15 protein-coding genes and 1 pseudogene are annotated in these 17,667 nt (G+C 62.1%); all 16 read left to right on the top strand.

What is annotated here, in order from left to right; all coding sequences use genetic code 11:
* Positions 1 to 60: 60 nt before the first annotated feature.
* Positions 61 to 1,044, top strand: a complete 984-nt coding sequence (locus ADJ70_RS06285; RefSeq protein WP_050344391.1) for a PhoH family protein — start codon at positions 61 to 63, stop codon at positions 1,042 to 1,044.
* On the top strand, positions 1,019 to 1,558 hold the full coding sequence (ybeY, locus tag ADJ70_RS06280; RefSeq protein ID WP_253273258.1) for an rRNA maturation RNase YbeY: 540 nt from the start codon (positions 1,019 to 1,021) through the stop codon (positions 1,556 to 1,558). Before ADJ70_RS06285 ends, ybeY begins: the two co-directional genes overlap by 26 nt.
* Positions 1,555 to 1,938, top strand: a complete 384-nt coding sequence (locus tag ADJ70_RS06275; RefSeq protein WP_050344389.1) for a diacylglycerol kinase family protein — start codon at positions 1,555 to 1,557, stop codon at positions 1,936 to 1,938. The genes ybeY and ADJ70_RS06275 overlap by 4 nt, the downstream gene beginning before the upstream one ends.
* A gap of 8 nt (positions 1,939 to 1,946) precedes the next feature.
* Entirely contained in the window at positions 1,947 to 2,888 is a 942-nt protein-coding gene (gene era, locus ADJ70_RS06270; protein WP_050344388.1) for a GTPase Era, read from the top strand.
* A gap of 184 nt (positions 2,889 to 3,072) precedes the next feature.
* The gene (locus ADJ70_RS06265) at positions 3,073 to 3,438 is read left to right on the top strand and encodes a nucleotidyltransferase family protein (protein WP_050344387.1); all 366 of its coding nucleotides are present in this window, start codon (positions 3,073 to 3,075) and stop codon (positions 3,436 to 3,438) included.
* Positions 3,435 to 3,857 (top strand): DUF86 domain-containing protein, encoded by a 423-nt coding sequence (locus ADJ70_RS06260; RefSeq protein ID WP_050344386.1) that lies wholly within the window; start codon positions 3,435 to 3,437, stop codon positions 3,855 to 3,857. Before ADJ70_RS06265 ends, ADJ70_RS06260 begins: the two co-directional genes overlap by 4 nt.
* Positions 3,858 to 3,859: 2 nt before the next feature.
* Positions 3,860 to 4,609 (top strand): DNA repair protein RecO, encoded by a 750-nt coding sequence (recO, locus tag ADJ70_RS06255; protein ID WP_050344385.1) that lies wholly within the window; start codon positions 3,860 to 3,862, stop codon positions 4,607 to 4,609.
* A 736-nt stretch (positions 4,610 to 5,345) separates the two neighbouring features.
* Positions 5,346 to 5,624, top strand: coding sequence for a 30S ribosomal protein S15 (rpsO, locus tag ADJ70_RS06250; RefSeq protein ID WP_050344384.1), 279 nt, complete (start codon positions 5,346 to 5,348; stop codon positions 5,622 to 5,624).
* A 95-nt stretch (positions 5,625 to 5,719) separates the two neighbouring features.
* Entirely contained in the window at positions 5,720 to 7,963 is a 2,244-nt protein-coding gene (locus ADJ70_RS06245) for a polyribonucleotide nucleotidyltransferase (protein WP_050344383.1), read from the top strand.
* A 951-nt stretch (positions 7,964 to 8,914) separates the two neighbouring features.
* Positions 8,915 to 8,968: pseudogene (locus ADJ70_RS15640) on the top strand (hypothetical protein); the annotation flags it as partial.
* A gap of 231 nt (positions 8,969 to 9,199) precedes the next feature.
* Entirely contained in the window at positions 9,200 to 9,721 is a 522-nt protein-coding gene (locus tag ADJ70_RS06240; protein ID WP_253273257.1) for a hypothetical protein, read from the top strand.
* A 251-nt stretch (positions 9,722 to 9,972) separates the two neighbouring features.
* A complete protein-coding gene (locus tag ADJ70_RS14045; protein WP_253273256.1) occupies positions 9,973 to 10,788 on the top strand; it encodes a hypothetical protein in 816 nt (271 codons plus the stop codon).
* An 80-nt stretch (positions 10,789 to 10,868) separates the two neighbouring features.
* The gene (locus tag ADJ70_RS06230) at positions 10,869 to 11,411 is read left to right on the top strand and encodes a zinc-ribbon domain-containing protein (RefSeq protein WP_050344832.1); all 543 of its coding nucleotides are present in this window, start codon (positions 10,869 to 10,871) and stop codon (positions 11,409 to 11,411) included.
* A gap of 402 nt (positions 11,412 to 11,813) precedes the next feature.
* Positions 11,814 to 13,475 carry a ribonuclease J gene (locus ADJ70_RS06225; RefSeq protein ID WP_050344830.1) on the top strand — a complete coding sequence of 554 codons (1,662 nt, stop codon included), beginning with the start codon at positions 11,814 to 11,816 and terminating at the stop codon, positions 13,473 to 13,475.
* Between the two features lie 48 nt (positions 13,476 to 13,523).
* Positions 13,524 to 16,043 carry a DNA translocase FtsK gene (locus ADJ70_RS06220; RefSeq protein ID WP_253273255.1) on the top strand — a complete coding sequence of 840 codons (2,520 nt, stop codon included), beginning with the start codon at positions 13,524 to 13,526 and terminating at the stop codon, positions 16,041 to 16,043.
* Positions 16,044 to 16,048: 5 nt separating this feature from the next.
* Positions 16,049 to 17,659: a helix-turn-helix transcriptional regulator gene (locus tag ADJ70_RS06215; RefSeq protein ID WP_050344379.1), complete on the top strand. Its 1,611-nt coding sequence runs from the start codon at positions 16,049 to 16,051 to the stop codon at positions 17,657 to 17,659.
* Positions 17,660 to 17,667 lie beyond the last annotated feature (8 nt).

Below are 17,667 nucleotides of genomic sequence, written 5' to 3'. Positions count from 1 at the left end.
TGATGGGTGCGAGCAAGATAAGGGTTTCGAGCGAGGGACAAGAAGGGACGAGCGCAGTACATGCAGCCTACCCAGGTGCGCCTGACCATACCGGATACGATAGACCCCCTGCGGCTCATGGGTCCTGCCGACACGCTGTTGCGAAGGATCGAGGCGGCGTTTGACGCGATGGTCTCCGTTCGCGGCAATCAGATCCAGATCATCGGTCCCTCAGGGGAGGTCGATCAGCTGACCTCGACCTTCTCTTGCCTCATCCGCCTCATCGAGGCGGGAGAGCAGCCAACGGAGTCAGACGTCGACCTTCTCGTGGGACGGGTGAGGCGAGGCGCGCTCCAGGTGCCGGAACCCTCCCGGGACATCCTGCTCACTCACCGTGGTCGCCCCATCAGGCCCAAGACGGCGGGTCAGCAGCGCTACGTCGACTCCATCGCCCAAAACACGATCACCTTTGGCATAGGGCCTGCCGGTACCGGTAAGACCTACCTGGCCATGGCCATGGCCCTGGCCGCGCTCAGACGCAAGGAGGTGGGTCGCATCGTGCTCGCGCGTCCCGTCGTTGAGGCGGGGGAGTCACTTGGCTACCTTCCGGGAACCTTACAGGAAAAGCTTGACCCCTACGTTCGCCCACTTTATGACGCGCTCTTCGACATGTGCGACAGGGATCGGGGAAACGCCCTCATTGAGCAGGGCATCATCGAGATCGCGCCTCTGGCCTTCATGCGTGGTCGCACGCTGAGCGACTCCTTCGTCATCCTCGACGAGGCGCAGAACACAACGCATGACCAGATGAAGATGTTCCTCACGCGCCTGGGCCTCTCGTCTAAGTTCGTCATCACAGGTGACATGACCCAGCGCGACCTCCTCGGCTCGAACGGACTCAGGTCCGCTCGCGCGGTCCTCGCAGGCATGGATGACGTGGAGTTCGTCGACCTTGGTCTGGATGACATCGTGCGGCACAACCTCGTCACGAGGATCGTGGACGCCTATGGCAGGAGCGAGCGCCAAGATGCCCTTAGGCGTGACAGCTCCAGAGCCGGTGAGTGACGTGGCCTCGAACGTCGTGGACTTCTCGGTGGACGAGGGCGTGAAAAGCCCCGTGCCAAAGCGCGAGATCTGCCGCGTGGTCGACCTCGTGCTCGCACGGGAGGGCATCGAAAGACCCTGCATGGTCTCGGTGAGTGTCGTCACGGACGAACGAATGGCCCAGCTCAATCACAGGTGGCGTGGAAAGGACAGGGCGACCGACGTTCTCTCGCTTGAGTGCGAGCGTCCCGATGACGCCAACCTTGCGCCTGGGGAGCCCTGCGAACTGGGGGATGTCATCCTCGCCCCAGCATACGTTGCGGCACAGGCCGCTCGCTTTGGCACGACGCCCGCCGACGAGTTCCTTCTCCTTCTCGTGCACGGCGTGCTGCACCTGCTGGGCTACGACCACCTTACGGACGAGGAGGCAGGGGTCATGGAGGCTCGTGAGGACGAGCTGCTGGCCCTCATCGGAGCTGCCGCGCCCACAGCTCACGTGACGCTCACCCGTCACGGAGAGGATGGGCTGCCATGATCCCTGGCAAGAGATTTCGCCATCCCTCGTTCAAGCGGAGTTTCCTCTTCGCGCTCCAGGGCTTCAGGACGGCGCTCTCGCAGGAGCGTAACCTCAAGGTCATGTGCGGTGTTGGGGCAGTGGCCATCGTGGCTGGGATCGCGTTGAGGCTCGACCCCTTGAGCTGGGCCATCGTTCTTCTCTGCTGTGGAGTCGTCATAGCCGGAGAGCTTTTGAACACCGCCGTCGAGACGATCATCGACCTCGTCTCCCCGGAGTTCCACCCGCTCGCGGGTCGCGCCAAGGACATCGCGGCGGCGGCTGTCTGGTCGCTCTCGGTGTTCGTCGCCCTTGCGGGGACCATCGTGTATGCAAACGCCCTCATGAGACTCTTGAGCTAAGGAGAGCAATGTCACGTGACGATTACACACCGACGCACTGCCCGAGCAGCCAAGAGGCGTTTCGCAGCGGCTTTGTCGCCTTGGTGGGCCGACCCAACGTGGGAAAGTCAACCCTGCTCAACGCTTGCTACGGGGCCAAGATCGCCATCACCTCCGATGTCGCCCAGACGACGCGCAGGCGCATGAGGGCCATTGTGAACACGGAGACGTCGCAGCTCGTGATCGTGGACACGCCTGGCCTGCACAAGCCCAAGGACGCTCTTGGCAAGGAGCTCAACAGGGCCGCGCTCGCCGAGCTTGCCGACATGGACGTCGTGGCGCTCCTCATTGACGCCACGAAGCCCGTGGGCCGGGGGGACGAGTGGGTGGCGGGTCGCGTCGAGGCCTCGGCGGCTCCCTTCAAGCTGCTCGTCGTGACCAAGGCTGACATCGCGGGGCCAGAGATGGTCGCATCCCAGCTCGAGAGGGCGTCTCGCCTCACGCGCTTCGACGATAGCTTGGTCGTGTCTGCGAGGGAGGGGTTCAACGTGGACACGTTTCTGGCGATCGTCAGTGAGCACCTGCCGCGAGGTCCCAGGTGGTTTCCCGACGGCATGGACGTAGACCTCACGGACGAGGAGCTCGTGGCCGAGTTCATCCGTGAGAAGGCCCTCCTCAACCTGCGTCAGGAGCTGCCGCACTCCGTGGGTGTGACCTGCGACGAGATCAGCTGGGCGAAGGACGGGCACGCCTCTGTCGCGGCTACGGTCATCGTCGAGCGAGAGGGGCAGAAGGGCATCGTGATCGGTCGCGGGGGCTCCATGATCAAGAGGATTGGCACCGAGGCCAGACGAGATGTCGAGAGGCTCTTGGGCGCGAGCTGCTTCTTGGACCTGCGCGTGCAGGTGCGTCCCGGGTGGCGGCGCGACCGGAGTGAGATCCGTCGCATGGGCCTTGCCGTGGACGAATAGCCATGACCTCGCGCACGCGTCGGCTTAGCTGCATCGTTCTCAGACGCACCAAGCTCGCCGAGCAGGACCTCATCCTGACGTGCCGGTGTTGGCCCCTCGGCTGACTGTGCCGTCCGCCACTGACCCGAAAGGCGTGCATGGTATACACTCGTCCTCACAAGGTGGTGCGTCAGGGGAGGGGATCATGGCAAACTCGTTCGAGTCATCCCTGGGAGGGCACGTCGGCCCGAAGGACCTGACTGACACCTTGGGTCACAGGGCATCCCGCGTCCTTGGCATCGGGGAGCTTAGGCAGATTATCGTGCCGCTCGCCCGGCGTCGTCGCATCGCTTCGGTGAGCATCTTCGGATCGTATGCGCGAGGTGAGGCGGATGCTGACTCCGACATCGACATCCTGGTCGATCGTGGTGGGGGCAAGCTCACGAGGATCCTGGGCCTGGGAACCGAGGTTGAGAGGGCCACGGGCAAGACCGTAGACATCTATGACATATCGGAGCTTATGCCGGGGCCCTTTCGTGAGGCTGTGCTAAGAGAGAAGTTCGACCTATGACGAGGAATGATACAGGTATTGACAGTTGTCCTCGGCACCTGAGGCTCCTCCTCGACTATGCAAGGCAGGCCGCGCAGCTCGTTGAGTCAGGTGAGGTGAGCCGCGAGTCACTTGGAAGGAGCGTGGTCCATCAGCTTGCCGCCACAAAGGCGCTAGAGCTTGTCGGGGAACAGGCATGGCTTCTCGACAAGGAGGGTGTCGACCTAGGCGAGGGCATTGACTTGGCCACGATTGCCGGCATGCGCCATCGCATGGTCCACCACTACGATGGCATTGACTGGAGTTTGGTCGAAGAGGCGCTGTTCGAGGATATCCCCGAGCTTGTAAGGAGGCTTAGCGAGCTTGCCACAAGAGGGCAGGGCACGAGAGATGCCAATGCGCCCGGCCTATGTTCTGACAACGCTGGGGAACTGGGCTAGCCATGGCCTCGCGCACGCGTCGGCTCAGCTGCATCGTTCTCAGGCGCACCAAGCTCGCCGAGCAGGACCTCATCCTGACCATGCTTGCCGCATCTGGCGAGGAGGTGCGTGCCGTCGCCAAGGGCGCGCGTAGGCCGGGAGGGCGCCTTGCCTCCCGCTCCGAGCTCTTCTCCGAGGTTGACCTGCTCCTTGCCAAGGGCAGGGGTGCCCTCGAGGTCGTCTCGGAGGCGACGCTCGTGAACGCACACGCCAAGATTCGCGGAGACTTCGCGCGGGTGAGTGCCGCGAGCGTCGTGGCGGAGCTCGCCTGTCTCACCTGCCTCCAAAACAGCGAGGACTCCTTCTTGCATCCGATCTGCTCGAAGGCACTCGCGTGCCTTGAGCGGGCCTGCGACCAGCGGCAGCTGGACCTCATCGTCGCTGCCTACGTGATGAAGGTGCTCGCGCACTGTGGCTGGAGACCCGAGCTTACGCAGTGCATCTCCTGTGGCGATGCGGAGGTCAGCTACCTCTCGGCCCAGATGGGCGGCACGCTTTGCTCGAGCTGCGCCAAGGACGTGCCTGGGGCGCGGCGGCTGGAGCGCTCGGAGCTTGCCTGGTTAAGAGCGCTCATCACGTCGACCTTTGACGAACTGCTTGCGGCTGGACCGGACCCCAAGACCTCGAGCGCGCTCGTCCTTCTCGCGCACGTTTGGGCGACGACGCAGCTCGACTGCCGCCTGCGCGCCTACGAGTTCATGCTGAGCTCCTAGCGCCCACGAGCGGCCCTTCAGCTCGAAGGTGAGCCCCCTCAAGAGACGCCGGAATCGCTCAGACGATCTTCGAGATGCAGCTCGTGCTCATAAAGGACGACTGCCGACAGCTGGGGATTTCGTGCGCGATCTCATCGGGGGTGTCGATCGCGTCGCGAATCGTGGTGCGTGAGGGGCCCGTGGCCGCCGAGCTAGCGTCTGGTAGTGCTCTCTCCCGATGCCCCGAGCCGCACTGTCCCACGGTCCTGCCACTCGGCGCCATCGAGTGGCAGGCAGACCGCGCACTCGGCACCACCGAGCGGCGCGGGAGTCAGCATACGTGCAGTTGCCAGGAAATATTGTGCCACTCGGCGCCACCGAGTGGCAGGCAGACCGCGCACTCGGCGCCACCGAGTGGCGTGGCCGAGCCACACAGGTCCAGCGCCCGTGCCCCGCGCGCCTCTCCCGGGGACGCCTCAGGCAAGACCGCGACGAGACGCCCGAGCTGGCGGGAGGGGGCATGCGGACTGCCCGCCGACCAAGCTCCGCCGCATTGGCCTGAGAAGGCGTCACTGGCCCACCCATGAAAAGTAACCCGTAACGTAGGAAGAGGGGCATTCTGGGGAGATTTCCACTGCGCGTCTTAGGCCGACGCCTCACGTGCTATCCTTCCTCCGTCCTACCCCGTACCGAGAGGCTCGCTTGGCCAGGCGGCCGTCCCAGTTCGGGGCGAATCCACGCGAAAGGCGGTTACGACATGGCAGTCACCAAGGAACGCAAGGCAGAGCTCATCAGGCAGTATGGCAAGGACGAGAGGGACTCCGGCTCCTCCGCCGTGCAGGTTGCCATCCTGACGGAGCGCATCAAGGGCCTGACTGAGCATATGAAGGCTCACAAGAAGGACTATCATACCCGTCGCGGTCTTCTCACCCTCGTCGGACAGCGCAGGCGTCTCCTCTCCTACATCAAGAAGCAGGACGTTGAGGCCTACCGTAGCCTGATCAGGAGCTTGGGCATCCGCGACAACATCCAGTAGCGCAACGTGCGACGAACTTGGGGAGCGCCTTCGGGCGCTCCTCTCACATGACGGCCCGTCTGCAATGGGGCAGACGGAGATAAAGAGGAAACGCAATGACAAAGATCACACACGAGTTCGACCTCTATGGCAAGCACTATGCCCTCACGACAGGCGAGCTCGCGAAGCAGGCAACCGGCGAGTGCCTGGTGTCCTGCGGCGACTCGACGGTCAACGTGACCGTCGTCGTCTCCAAGGAGCGAAAGAGCTACGACTTCTTTCCGCTGACGGTCGACTTCATCGAGAAGATGTATGCCGTGGGGCGTATCCCCGGCGGCTACCTCAAGCGCGAGGCGCGTCCCTCCGAGAAGGCGACCCTCACCGCGCGCATGATCGACCGCCCCATTCGTCCGTCCTTTCCCGACGGCTTCAGGAACGAGGTACAGATCGTCGCCATGCCACTTGTGGCCGATCAGGTGAACTCCGTTGACACCATCTCGATCATGGGAGCCTCAGCTGCGCTCAGCGTCGGGGGAGTGCCCTTCGAGGGACCGCTCGCGGGCGTGCGCATCGGTCGTGACAGCCAGACGGGCGAGTTCATCGTAAACCCCACCTACGAGGAGCGTGACCAGTCCGACCTAGACCTGGAGCTTGCGGGGTCTGCGACCTTCATCTCTATGCTCGAGGCGGGCGCCGAGGAGATCTCGGAGGACGATATGCTTGCCGCCATGGCCTTCGGCCAGGAGGCCATCGCCGCCTTCTGCGCGGAGCAGAAGGCGTTTCTCGCCAAGGTCGAGGCGCAGGACGGTCCCATCGCGACAAGGGAGTACCTCCTCGACGGGCCCAGCGAGGAGGTTCACGATCGTGTGTTCGCCCACTTTGGCGAGATGGAGGCTGCTCTCAGCCACGCTGACAAGTCTTCGCGCATAGGCAGGGTTGAGGCACTCAAGGAGGCGATCGCGGCCGAGTTCAGCGATGAGGAGCAGCTCCAGTGGGAGCGTGCCATCCCAGCTGAGCTCAAAGGCCTCGAGAAGCGCGCCATGCGCAAGATGGTCGTCGAGCGCGGTGAGCGCGTCGACGGACGTTCGGCCACCGAGATTCGCCCCCTCATGGTGAAGCCAAACTACCTGCCGCTCGTCCATGGCTCCGGGCTCTTCCAGCGTGGGCAGACCCAGGTCCTCTCCGTGGCCACGCTCGGCATGCTCAACGAGTGGCAGCGTCTCGACACCATCGAGCCGGTCGATGGGAAGCGCTACCTCCATCACTACAACTTCCCGCCCTTTTGTACCGGCGAGACCGGCCGCATGGGTGCGCCCAAGCGTCGCGAGATAGGCCATGGTAACCTGGCCGAGCGTGCCCTTCTGCCGGTGATTCCCAGCGAGGATGACTTCCCCTACACCATTCGCGTTGTCTCCGAGGTCATGGAGTCCAACGGTTCCTCTTCGATGGCGTCCACCTGTGGCTCGACGCTTGCACTCATGGATGCGGGCGTACCCATCAAGCGTCCTGTCTCGGGCGTCGCGATGGGTCTCATCCAGGAGGAGGGCAAGACTGCCGTTCTCACCGACATTCAAGGTCTTGAGGACTTCCTCGGTGACATGGACTTCAAGGTCTGCGGCACTGCCAAGGGCATCACGGCCATGCAGATGGACAACAAGGCCACAGGTCTCACGCCCGAGATCCTGCGTGAGGCGCTCATGCAGGCGCACGAGGCCCGTCTGCGCATCCTTGACGCGATGCTCGAGCAGATCCCGGCTCCGCGTGAGACTACCAAGAAGAGCGCACCTTCCATCATCAGCCTTGCCATTCCCACGGACAAGATTCGTGACGTCATCGGCTCCGGTGGTAAGGTCATCCGCGGTATCCAGGACGACACGGGTGCCACAGTCGACATCCAGGAGGACGGTACCGTCTTCATCGCAGGCACCGGTGGGTCTGACGAAGACGCTGCCGAGCGCATCAGGGCCATCATCAAGGTCCCCGAGATGGGCGAGGAGTACACCGGTCGTATCGTGAACATCCAACCCTTCGGGGCCTTCGTCGAGCTACTTCCCGGCAAGGATGGCCTTCTCCATATCTCGCGCGTCGCCAATGGCCGCGTCGAGCGAGTCGAGGACGTGCTCAGCATCGGTGACGAGGTGCGCGTCAAGGTCATCGAGATCGACGAGAAGGGCAAGATCTCCCTTGATCGTCTTGACAGGCCTGACGTCTCTGCCTCGGGGAGGACCCGCGAGCATAGTGGCGAGCGTCGCGAGCGGACGGGTGAGCACCGCAGTCGCCGTCCTGGCGACAAGGGGCGTGGGACCATGGACCACAAGGGTGCCAATGGTCGCCAGCCGCGTCGCCACCATGAAGGCTAGACTGGGGCTGGATTCGGGGTCCTACGGATGGGCCCCCACCTGTCTACCATCCGCTCATCCTGCGAAACCGTCACCTGCTATTTGCCTAAATTGACTTCGCCTGTGGCCGTTACAAGAAGCTTTGGAGGCATCTGGCAGCGGGACCGAAACGTCCGGGGTATCGGTAGGGTGTGTACTGCCACTCGCCGGTGAACGTGCGGGGGTGGGGCGTTCAGTGCCGAGTGGCAGTGCGACAGGCGCGCCCGGGTACGCTCAGGCCCGAGTGGCAGTGCGGGTCACACTGCCAAGTGGCGTCGAGCGTACCGCAACGGTACGCTCAGGCTCGAGTGGCAGTGCGACCGGTACGTTCGGGCCCGAGTGGCAGTGCGGATCACACTGCCACTCACTGGTGAACGTACGATGGTGGAGCGTTCAGTGCCGAGTGGCAGTGCGACAGGCGCGTTCGGGCCCGAGTGGCAGTGCGACAGGCGCGCCCGGGTACGCTCGAGGCCGAGTGGCAGTGCGGATCACACTGCCACTCGCCGGTGAACGTGCGGGGGTGGAGCGTTCAGTGCCGAGTGGCAGTGCGCCCGGGTACGCTCAGGCCCGAGTGGCAGTGCGGATCACACTGCCACTCACCGGTGAACGTACGAGGGTAGAGCGTTCAGTGCCGAGTGGCAGTGCGACCGGTATGCTCAGTGGTAGCTTGGCGGCGCATGCCGGGGCCTGCTCTAGATCTTAGCCAGGGATGGCCTTTCACGAGAGGAATCTCTTGGCAGGCAGGAGGGTTTCTCAACTAGCTGGTCAAGCTGGTCTGTTCCGCGCTTCCCACATGCAACGGGTCCCGGCGACGCGATCCGACTCCTGGCGGGCGCATCCGCCGCAAGGCCATGGTGACCGCTGGGGCCAGATTTGTCAGTTGTATCAGCTGGCCTTGTAGTATCCTCTACCTGTTAATTAATTGAGCGAGGGATGGTGCGAACGATGTATTGTCTGAATTGTGGTAGGGAGTTGAGTCCGGGCACTTCCTTCTGTGCGAGCTGCGGTACTCCCGTGCAAGCTCAGGGCATTCCCCAAGTAGCGCCCGCTGCCCCTGCCCCCCAAGCGGCCACCGCAGCGGTCCCTGTAGCCCAGAGCGCTCCCCAAGCCACGACTTCGCCTGGGACATTCGCTCCCCGGGGCGTCGCGCAACCGTACGGACAGCGTCAGCAGCCCTACAGCGGTTTCGCCGGCACGGCGGGTACAGTTGCCGGCTCGGTGGGGATAGTTTTTGGTCTGAGTTTCTCCCAGCTGATCGCCGTTATCGCGGCGATCACTGGTCTTCTCCTCTTCGTATTTTCCCCGTGGCTTGATCTGCCTGTCGCCGTTACTGCTCGGAGCTTCGGCATTACGGGTATTCCCTCGTCCTTGCGCATGAGTGTCGTCGTCTCGCTCAGCGAGCTCTCTACTTTGGCTAATACCTCTGACGTCGGTAAGCTGTCGGCGTTGTTTAATGGTGGCATGACGCTCATTTGTACGCTGTGGCGTCTCTCCATCATCTTCACCGTATATTGCACCGTAAATGTCATCCGTTACAAGAAGGAGACTCTTCTCCTCCAAGTCGCGCTGGGCATCATGATGGCGACGGCCCTGTTCTGGGTCATCGGCGTGAGCATTGCAAACGGCGACACCCTCCAAGTTATTGCGCCGGCGTGGGGTGCTATCGCTTCCTTCATCGTCTGTGGGCTTGGGCTCGGGGGGAGCGTCTTCTTTGGCCTTGGCGAGAGACAACGGCATTGAGCAGAGCTTTAAGAGTTGCGAGATAGCAGGGGGCATCCCATCCATGCAGTCGGATGATAACGAACCCTCTATTAGTAACATCACTATACTCGCTGGTAAGATGATACTTTTTTCAGATACTTAATTTGATGTTGTAGTATCCTCTCACTGTCAACTAACTCATCTGAGGAACGGTGCATTCGATGTATTGCCTGAATTGCGGTAAAGAGCTACGGCCTGGTGTCGCCTTCTGTGCGAGCTGCGGAGCGCCCGTGCAAGCTCAGGGCGCCCCCCAAGCGGCGCCCGTCGCCCCCGCCCCCCAAGCGGCGCCCGCCGCAGTCCCTGTAGCCCAGAGTGCTCCCCAAGCTACGGTTTCGCCTGGGGCATTCGCCCCCCAAGGTGTCGCGCAACCGTATGGGCAGCAGCCCTACGGTGGCTTCACCGCTGCGGCAGGTACGGTTGCCAGCTCGGCGGGCACGGTCTCTGGTCTGAGCTTCTCTCGACTCATCGCTATCGCTGCGGCGATTGCAGGAATCTTCCTCTTCGTGTTCTCTCCATGGCTTGAGTTACCTATCGTCCCCTTTGCGAGGACTGTTGGTTACTCGAGTCTCTTTACGGGCGTCCCCTCGTCTCTTCGCATGGGTTCCATTGTCTCGCTCAACGACCTCTACTCCGTGTGGCTGGGCCAGGCTTTCCAAGGTAGTAGCGTGCCTGTGTCGGTCAACAGTACCATCAGTGGTGGCAGCATGACGTTCGTGTGCGTAGTGTGGCAGTTGTCTATCATTTTTACCTCGTATTGCGTCGTGAGCGCCATACGCCACAAGGGAGAGGTCCTTCCCCTTCGGATTGCACTGGGTGTCATGGCTGCGATCGCCCTCTTCTGGATTATCAGCGTGAGCATGGCAAATGGTAGCATCATCAGTGAGCTGAGGATGCACTACAGCAGCTCATCGAGTAGCTATGGTCAGTTGCTCTACACAGAGAATGCCATTGCGCCGGCGTGGGGTGCCATCGTCTCCCTCATCGTCTGTGGGCTTGGGCTGGTCGGAAGCATCTTCTTTGGCATTGGCGAGAGGCAGCGGCGTTGAGCTGAGCGTGGTTGATTGTTGGCAACCAGAGGTTCGCATGCCGGACAGGGCACTCTAGTACCTACGCAAGGGAGATGATGATGGGATTTCTAGATGATCTGAGCGATTCCTTCAGCGACGCGAAGGCTGCCGTTGGACGCTCCACGAGCACGATGAAGCTTAACTCCCAGCTGAACGAGATCAAGAGGCGTCGAGAGGGTCTCGTCACTCAGCTTGGTGCAAGCCTCTATGATGTCACCAAGGATGATCCGAAGCTGCGCGCCGGGAGGGAGGCCCTCTATGACGGCATCGCGCAGTGTGATATCGAGCGCAGTCAGATTAGTGCCCAGATCGCTCAGATCGAGGCACAGGCGCAGCAGATGGCGACCTACACCTGTCCGCGTTGTGGGACCAAGGTCCCGGCGTCCAACCAGTTCTGTGCTGGCTGTGGCCTTCCTGTGGCGGATGTCATCGCCGCTAGCACTACGATGGCAGTGCCACAGGCGGCGCCTGCAGGCACCGCTCACGCATGTCCGTCCTGCGGTGCTCCCGTCGAGAGTGGGGACACGTTCTGCATGAGCTGCGGGACGAGGCTTGGTCCGGCAAGTGCGCCTCAGGCTGCCCCCACCCAGCCTGCCAGCTGATCGACAGGAGTCAAACGAGTCGGTTCTTTCTCAGCACGGTGTCGGGGATGGTGCCCCTATCGTAAAAGCGCAGTTATACTCAGCGGCGTGTGGGCTGCACCTGTGTGGCGCGAGCCTGTGCGCCGAGGGATCGCGCCCAAGGCGTACGAGCCGCGCCATTCCCTCCACGCTAGGCTCCTGTGCAAACATCAGCATTCTCGCATCAAGACGCGCGAGGGTGCCGTGTGCCTCGAAGACACTCCCTCGCTGCTCTGTAGTAATTGCAAGCCAGTGTCATGTGAGATATCGATGGGCTCACAGGGGATACAATGGGCGAAACGCGAATGTTTTTGACGCCGCCGAGCGTCATTAGAGGATATAGAGCACGTGAGGCGAAGCATCGAGAAAGGACTTCCCGCAGACATGGCAAAAAATCAGACTTCCCTGAGGATCATTCCTCTGGGTGGGCTCGATGGCATTGGCAAGAACATGACTGCCTTCGAGTATGGCAACGATATGGTCCTCGTTGACGCGGGGCTCATGTTCCCCGATGACGAGCAGTTAGGTGTCGACCTCGTTCTGCCCGACTACTCCTATGTGCTCGAAAACGAACACAAGCTCAGGGGCATTCTCATCACGCATGGCCACGAGGACCATATAGGAGCGCTCCCATACCTGCTCATGGATCTGAGCCGCAAGGTTCCCATCTACTCGAGCAAGCTGACGCTCGGTATCATCGAAGGCAAGCTCTCAGAGCACAGGCTCAATGCTCCGAGGTTTCGCGAGGTTCAGAACGGGGCCCACATCAACCTCGGCGCGTTCAGCATTGACTTCTTTTCGATGACGCACTCCATTCCCGCTGCGCTTGGCATATACATGAGGACTCCGGCAGGCTCGGTCCTGCACACAGGAGACTTCAAGCTCGACCAGACGCCCATCGATGGCGTGTTGCCCAACTACCAGGCGATCTCCCGCTTCTCCACGATGGGGGTGGATCTTCTGCTCTCGGACTCGACGAACGCCACCCGTCCTGGCTACACGCCGTCAGAGGCGGTGGTCGGTCCGTCCCTGCGTCACATCATCAAGAATGCTACCGGCAGGGTCTTCGTCGCATCGTTCTCGAGCCACATACACCGCCTGCAGCAGGTGTGCGATGCGGCCATCGCCGTCGGCCGCAAGGTCGTCGTGACGGGGCGCTCGATGGTCAACACCACTCGCGTCGCCCGCGATCTGGGTTATCTCAAGATCGCTCCGGAGGATCTCATCGACGCCTATGACGTCCAGGACATCCCCGATGACAGGATTGTCGTCCTCTGCACGGGTAGTCAGGGCGAGCCAATGAGCGCTCTCTCACGCATGGTCAACGGCGACCACAAGTCACTCACGGTCACATCCAGCGACACGGTGATTATCTCGGCGACACCCGTCCCTGGTAACGAGAAGAGCGTGCAGAGCGTTATCAACGCGCTCTCCAAGATAGGTTGCACCATCCATGACCGATCAACGACGGTGGTGCACGTCTCGGGTCATGGTAGCCAAGAGGAGCTCAAGCTCATGCTCGCGATGACGCGGCCTCGTTACTTCATGCCGGTTCACGGTGAGGCCGTACACCTGCGTGCGCATGCCAAGCTCGGTGAGGCCCTGGGCATCCCCAGGGACCACATCTTCATTGCCGATAACGGCGACATGCTCGAGATGTCAAACGGCAGGGTCAGGTGGGGCGAGCCTGTCGAGTCGGGGGTTGTCTACGTGGACGGCCTCTCCGTGACCGGCGATGACCCCGTCGTGTTCCGTGATCGCCAGAAGCTCGCAAGCGACGGGATCGTGACCTGCGTCGTTACCGTCTCGAGGCGTGGGGGTAGAGTGGGAGACGTCGCCATAACATCCAGGGGCGTCACCTTTGACTCCGATGAGCTCATCGGTGATGCGCAGAGACTCGTCAAAGACCAGGTGTCGGAGAGTTCTCGCAAGAGTGGCGGCAACTTGGAGACCCTGAGAAAGGCTGCCAGGAACTCGCTCTCGAACTACCTGTGGGACAAGACGCACACCCGACCCATGGTCATACCTATCGCCATGGAGGTCTAGTGGCACATGACTGCACTACGCAGATCAAACGCGGCACAAATACGGAGAATGAGCGACGAGAAAAGCTCCACTACGGCGCGACAGTCCGCAGGGAGCATTCGAGGGACCATCAAGGGCTATATCGTCGGCATCGCACTCATCGTGTGTGCCGTCGCCATGGTCGCTTCGCTTGTGGTGCCCTCGGGTGCCATCGTTACACGGACGATGGCGTGGCTCCTCAGGCTCTGCTTCGGTCGGGCGGCGATCCTCTTCCCGACGGCGCTCGTCGTCTTTGCGCTCGGTTTCTTCTTTGAGGAGGGGGGACCTATCTCCAAGCGCTCCATCGTCGGCATGAGCATGATCATCCTGGCCATCCTCGGCCTGCTCTCCATCAACATGCCGCTGTTTGAGTCTCATCCCGAAGCCGTCGTCAACCCTCCCGTGGTCGAGCTCTACGGCGGCTATGTGGGCGGTGCCCTCGCGTGGCTGCTCCTCGTGAGCGTCGGCAGGGCTGTCGGTAACATCATCCTTGCGGGCGTCATCATCGTTGGTGCGGTGGTGGGCGACTTCTCCGTCTTGAGGCTGGCGGGTAGGGTCAGAGAGACAGTTCGTGGGGTGAGAGAGGCGCGTAGCGTCGCGCACGAGAGGCGCATGGATCAGGTTGGGGCCTATGGTACGGGGACGCCCACACCCGTTAAGGAGGAAGATCCCGCGCCCACGACCTTCCTCGGGGCGAGGAAGACGACCGTTCTGAGGCGCGACTTGGAGGCGGAGGACGATTCCGCAGAGGCGAGTGAGCCCTTGCGGGAGCGTGCGTCCGGCCCATTGGGCCTCTTGGGGCGCCTGCGCCATCGCGATGGAGACGAAACGGCTCCTGCTCCGGCAGACGTGGCGCCACCGCTGGATGCCACGCGCGTGAGAGATGCACCTGTCGAGGCTGCGCGCGCGGGATCGATCCCATCCTTCCTCGAGGAGGCTGCCAGGGGCAGGTCTTCCAAGCGAAGCAAGGCAAGGCGTCGCGACCCGATCCACAAGGATGGCGGGAGTGCCCAAAGAGAGTCGAGACGTGCCGCGACAGCCGCGATGCCGACCGCCCGTCCCGGTGACGCTGCCGAGGACTTCGAGTTGCCGCCCTTCTCGATGCTCTCCTCAAATCCCAACAGCGCCTCGAGCGCGAGCAGCAAAGACGAGCTTGATCACACCATGGCACGCCTTCAGGGGACGCTCGAGGAGTTTGGCCTTACGAGTAAGGTCGTCGACTACATCTCGGGTCCCCTCGTCACGACGTTTCGGGTCGAGATGGGCGAGGGAGAGCGTGTGAACAAGATCCGCACCCTCGAGGACGACATCGCACTCACGCTCGCTGCCGAGAAGGTCCGTATCTTCGCACCCATCCCCGGCACATCGTTTGTGGGTATCGAGATACCCAACAAGACCCGTCAGAACGTTCATCTGGGTGATGTGCTGCCCTACGCCACCGGAGGTTCTCTTGAGGTGGCCATCGGTCGCGACTCCGCAGGCAAGCCCGTCATCGCCGACATCTCTAAGATGCCGCACATGCTCGTCGCGGGGACCACGGGCTCGGGCAAGTCCGTCATGATCAACTCCATGATCATGTCCCTGCTCATGCGCACGACACCCAGTCAGGTGCGCCTCATCATGATCGATCCCAAGCGCGTTGAGTTCTCGGCCTATAACGGCCTGCCGCATCTCTATGCACCTGTCGTGACGGAGCCCAGACAGGCTGCGAGCGCCCTCTCGTGGGCCGTCTCCGAGATGGAGCGTCGCCTCAAGGTCTTCCAGAAGGCGGGCGCTCGTGATGTCAAGGTCTACAACCGTATGTGCAGCTCAGGCAAACTTGCCGAGATGGACAACCCGCCTCAGCCCATGCCCCTTCTCGTCGTGATCATCGATGAGCTCTCGGACCTCATGATGGTCGCCGGCAAGGACGTCGAGGCGTCCATCGTCCGCATCGCGCAGCTCGCTCGTGCTGCGGGTATCCACCTTGTCATAGCCACGCAGCGTCCCTCCGCGAACGTCGTGACCGGTCTCATCAAGTCGAACATCGACAGCCGCGTGGCCCTCAAGGTTTCCTCGGGCATCGATTCGCGTGTCATCCTCGATGAGACCGGCGCCGAGCGACTGCTCGGAAACGGCGACATGCTCTTCAAGGACAGAGGGCTCACCCCGAGGCGCGTTCTTGGCTGCTACACCTCGGACAATGAGATCAACAGTGTTGTCGAGTTCATCAGGAGTCAGGCGGAGCCCGATTACCATGAGGAGATACTCTCGCAGGTTGTGCCTGGACAGCCCGGTGCTCAGGGGGGTGCGGGGGCGGATCCCGATGATCCGTATGACCCTCTCATCTGGGAGGCTGCCCAGATCGTGGTCGACTCCCAGCTCGGCTCGACCTCGGGACTTCAGAGAAGACTCAAGGTCGGCTACGCGCGTGCTGGTAGAATCATGGACATGCTTGAGACCAAAGGTGTCGTTGGACCGCCCGACGGGTCAAGGCCACGGGAGGTCCTTCTTGACACAGAGGGGCTCGAGGAGCTGAGAAGCCAAGAGGAAGCATATAGGGGGGTGTAGAGGCAATGGCACGTCCGCGTTTCAGCGAGATGCTCGTCGAGAGGCGCAGGAAGCTCGGCCTCTCCATTAAGCAGGCTTCCTCAGTGCTCCGGCTCAAGGAACAGGTCCTCATCGCCTTCGAGGAGGGTGACTTCGCAAGCATGCCCAAGAGTGGCTATGCCCAAGGCATGCTCGCGTCCTACGCACGCTACCTCAGCCTCAACCCACGCGTCATCACACGCCAGTTCAGTTCTGATCTCTCCGACTGGGAGGACATGGGTGGACGAGAGCGGACCATGGACTGGGACGAGAGCGAATCTCTGAGGAGGGGCGCGCTCAACCGCAAGACCTACCAAGGTACAAGAGGGCTCCTTCCGGCCTCTGGCGGCTATGCGGGTGACCTCGACAGCTTCGCCACGACATCTCGGGTGCGCCCCAAGGGTCAGAGCGGCTTGGCTGCTGAGGGGGATGACGCGCGCAGCCGGCCGACCGACCTCGAGGGTCGCCGCTACACCTCGCGTGACATCGCTGCTGAGGCGCAAGACAGGCCAAACTCCCGCTACGTTCGCACGAGGACGAGGCAGACGCGTGGTGAGAGGGCCCGGCGCGGGCGTGGGTCCCAGCTGCCTCCCGATCGCGAACGCATCACCAGGAGGGATGTCACTTCCGACGACTTCACGGATGACCTACGCTATGGATCGGCCAATCCATACGAGGCAGCCTCGACGACGACGGGGCGCAGATCCTCTCGAAACATCGCCAAGGTCGACAGGCCAAACGTCAGGCGTCGCCGATCGACCGCACGGACGCAGAGCTCGCGAGCGCGCGGGCGGGACCGAAGCGGCGGCGTCGTGAGCGTCTTTGGGGGTGACACGAGGAACATCGTCCTCTTCGTGGTATTCGTGACCATAGTGCTGACGGCCATCATCATCATGTCCATCGGATCCTGCGTGCGTAACAACAACACTGACACGAGGACGGTCGCTACGAATACGATGCAAACGACCGCTGGGTCGACGACGGCGCGAGACACGGGTAACTCGACCGGTGAGGGTAACGGTGAATCGGATAACTCGTCTGACGCCCCAAGCGACACTGACTCGTCAGGCAACAAGGATGGCGAGGACGAGAAGACCGTGGTGAGCGTCTCGGTAGCCAAGGGGGAGATCTCTTGGGTCGAGATCAAGTGCGACGGCATTAGTGAGGTCGCAGAGCAGATCACAGGGCCTTGGAAGCAGTCGTATACCGTAACGGAGGCCATATCCATCTCGGTCAACAACATTTCTGCCGTGACTGTGGCAAAGAACGGAAAGACGCAGAGCTTCGACTCGAAGACGTCGGGCATTGGATCAATTACGATCAAGGGCACAAAGGTATCCTCAAGCGAGGACGACGAGGACTCTGATGCCTCCTCTGACTCTAGCTCGAAGAGCGGGTCATCAGGCAGCTCGGGCTCCAAAACGGACTCTGGCAAGTCGTCGAAGTCGGACTCTGGCAAGACGTCGAAGTCAGGCTCTGGCGACAGCTCGAGCTCCAGTGGGACGTCGAAGTCAGACTCTGGCGACAGCTCGAGCTCCAGCAGCACGTCAGGCTCTCGCACCAAGGGCGGCACGACGTCATCGAAGGGCTCGAGGTAGGAATATTC

Origin of the sequence: Olsenella sp. oral taxon 807 (genome assembly GCF_001189515.2) — a bacterium.
Classification (GTDB): Bacteria; Actinomycetota; Coriobacteriia; order Coriobacteriales; family Atopobiaceae; genus Olsenella_F.
The sequence above is the reverse complement of the archived record's forward strand: the minus strand, read 5'-3'. Positions and strand labels throughout refer to the sequence as shown.

Coding starts and splice junctions, on each gene's coding strand:
- ADJ70_RS06285 (WP_050344391.1), top strand. CDS start 61: ATGCAGCCTACCCAGGTGCGCCTGACCATACCGGATACGATAGACCCC.
- ADJ70_RS06275 (WP_050344389.1), top strand. CDS start 1,555: ATGATCCCTGGCAAGAGATTTCGCCATCCCTCGTTCAAGCGGAGTTTC.
- era (WP_050344388.1), top strand. CDS start 1,947: ATGTCACGTGACGATTACACACCGACGCACTGCCCGAGCAGCCAAGAG.
- ADJ70_RS06265 (WP_050344387.1), top strand. CDS start 3,073: ATGGCAAACTCGTTCGAGTCATCCCTGGGAGGGCACGTCGGCCCGAAG.
- ADJ70_RS06260 (WP_050344386.1), top strand. CDS start 3,435: ATGACGAGGAATGATACAGGTATTGACAGTTGTCCTCGGCACCTGAGG.
- recO (WP_050344385.1), top strand. CDS start 3,860: ATGGCCTCGCGCACGCGTCGGCTCAGCTGCATCGTTCTCAGGCGCACC.
- rpsO (WP_050344384.1), top strand. CDS start 5,346: ATGGCAGTCACCAAGGAACGCAAGGCAGAGCTCATCAGGCAGTATGGC.
- ADJ70_RS06245 (WP_050344383.1), top strand. CDS start 5,720: ATGACAAAGATCACACACGAGTTCGACCTCTATGGCAAGCACTATGCC.
- ADJ70_RS06230 (WP_050344832.1), top strand. CDS start 10,869: ATGGGATTTCTAGATGATCTGAGCGATTCCTTCAGCGACGCGAAGGCT.
- ADJ70_RS06225 (WP_050344830.1), top strand. CDS start 11,814: ATGGCAAAAAATCAGACTTCCCTGAGGATCATTCCTCTGGGTGGGCTC.
- ADJ70_RS06220 (WP_253273255.1), top strand. CDS start 13,524: ATGAGCGACGAGAAAAGCTCCACTACGGCGCGACAGTCCGCAGGGAGC.
- ADJ70_RS06215 (WP_050344379.1), top strand. CDS start 16,049: ATGGCACGTCCGCGTTTCAGCGAGATGCTCGTCGAGAGGCGCAGGAAG.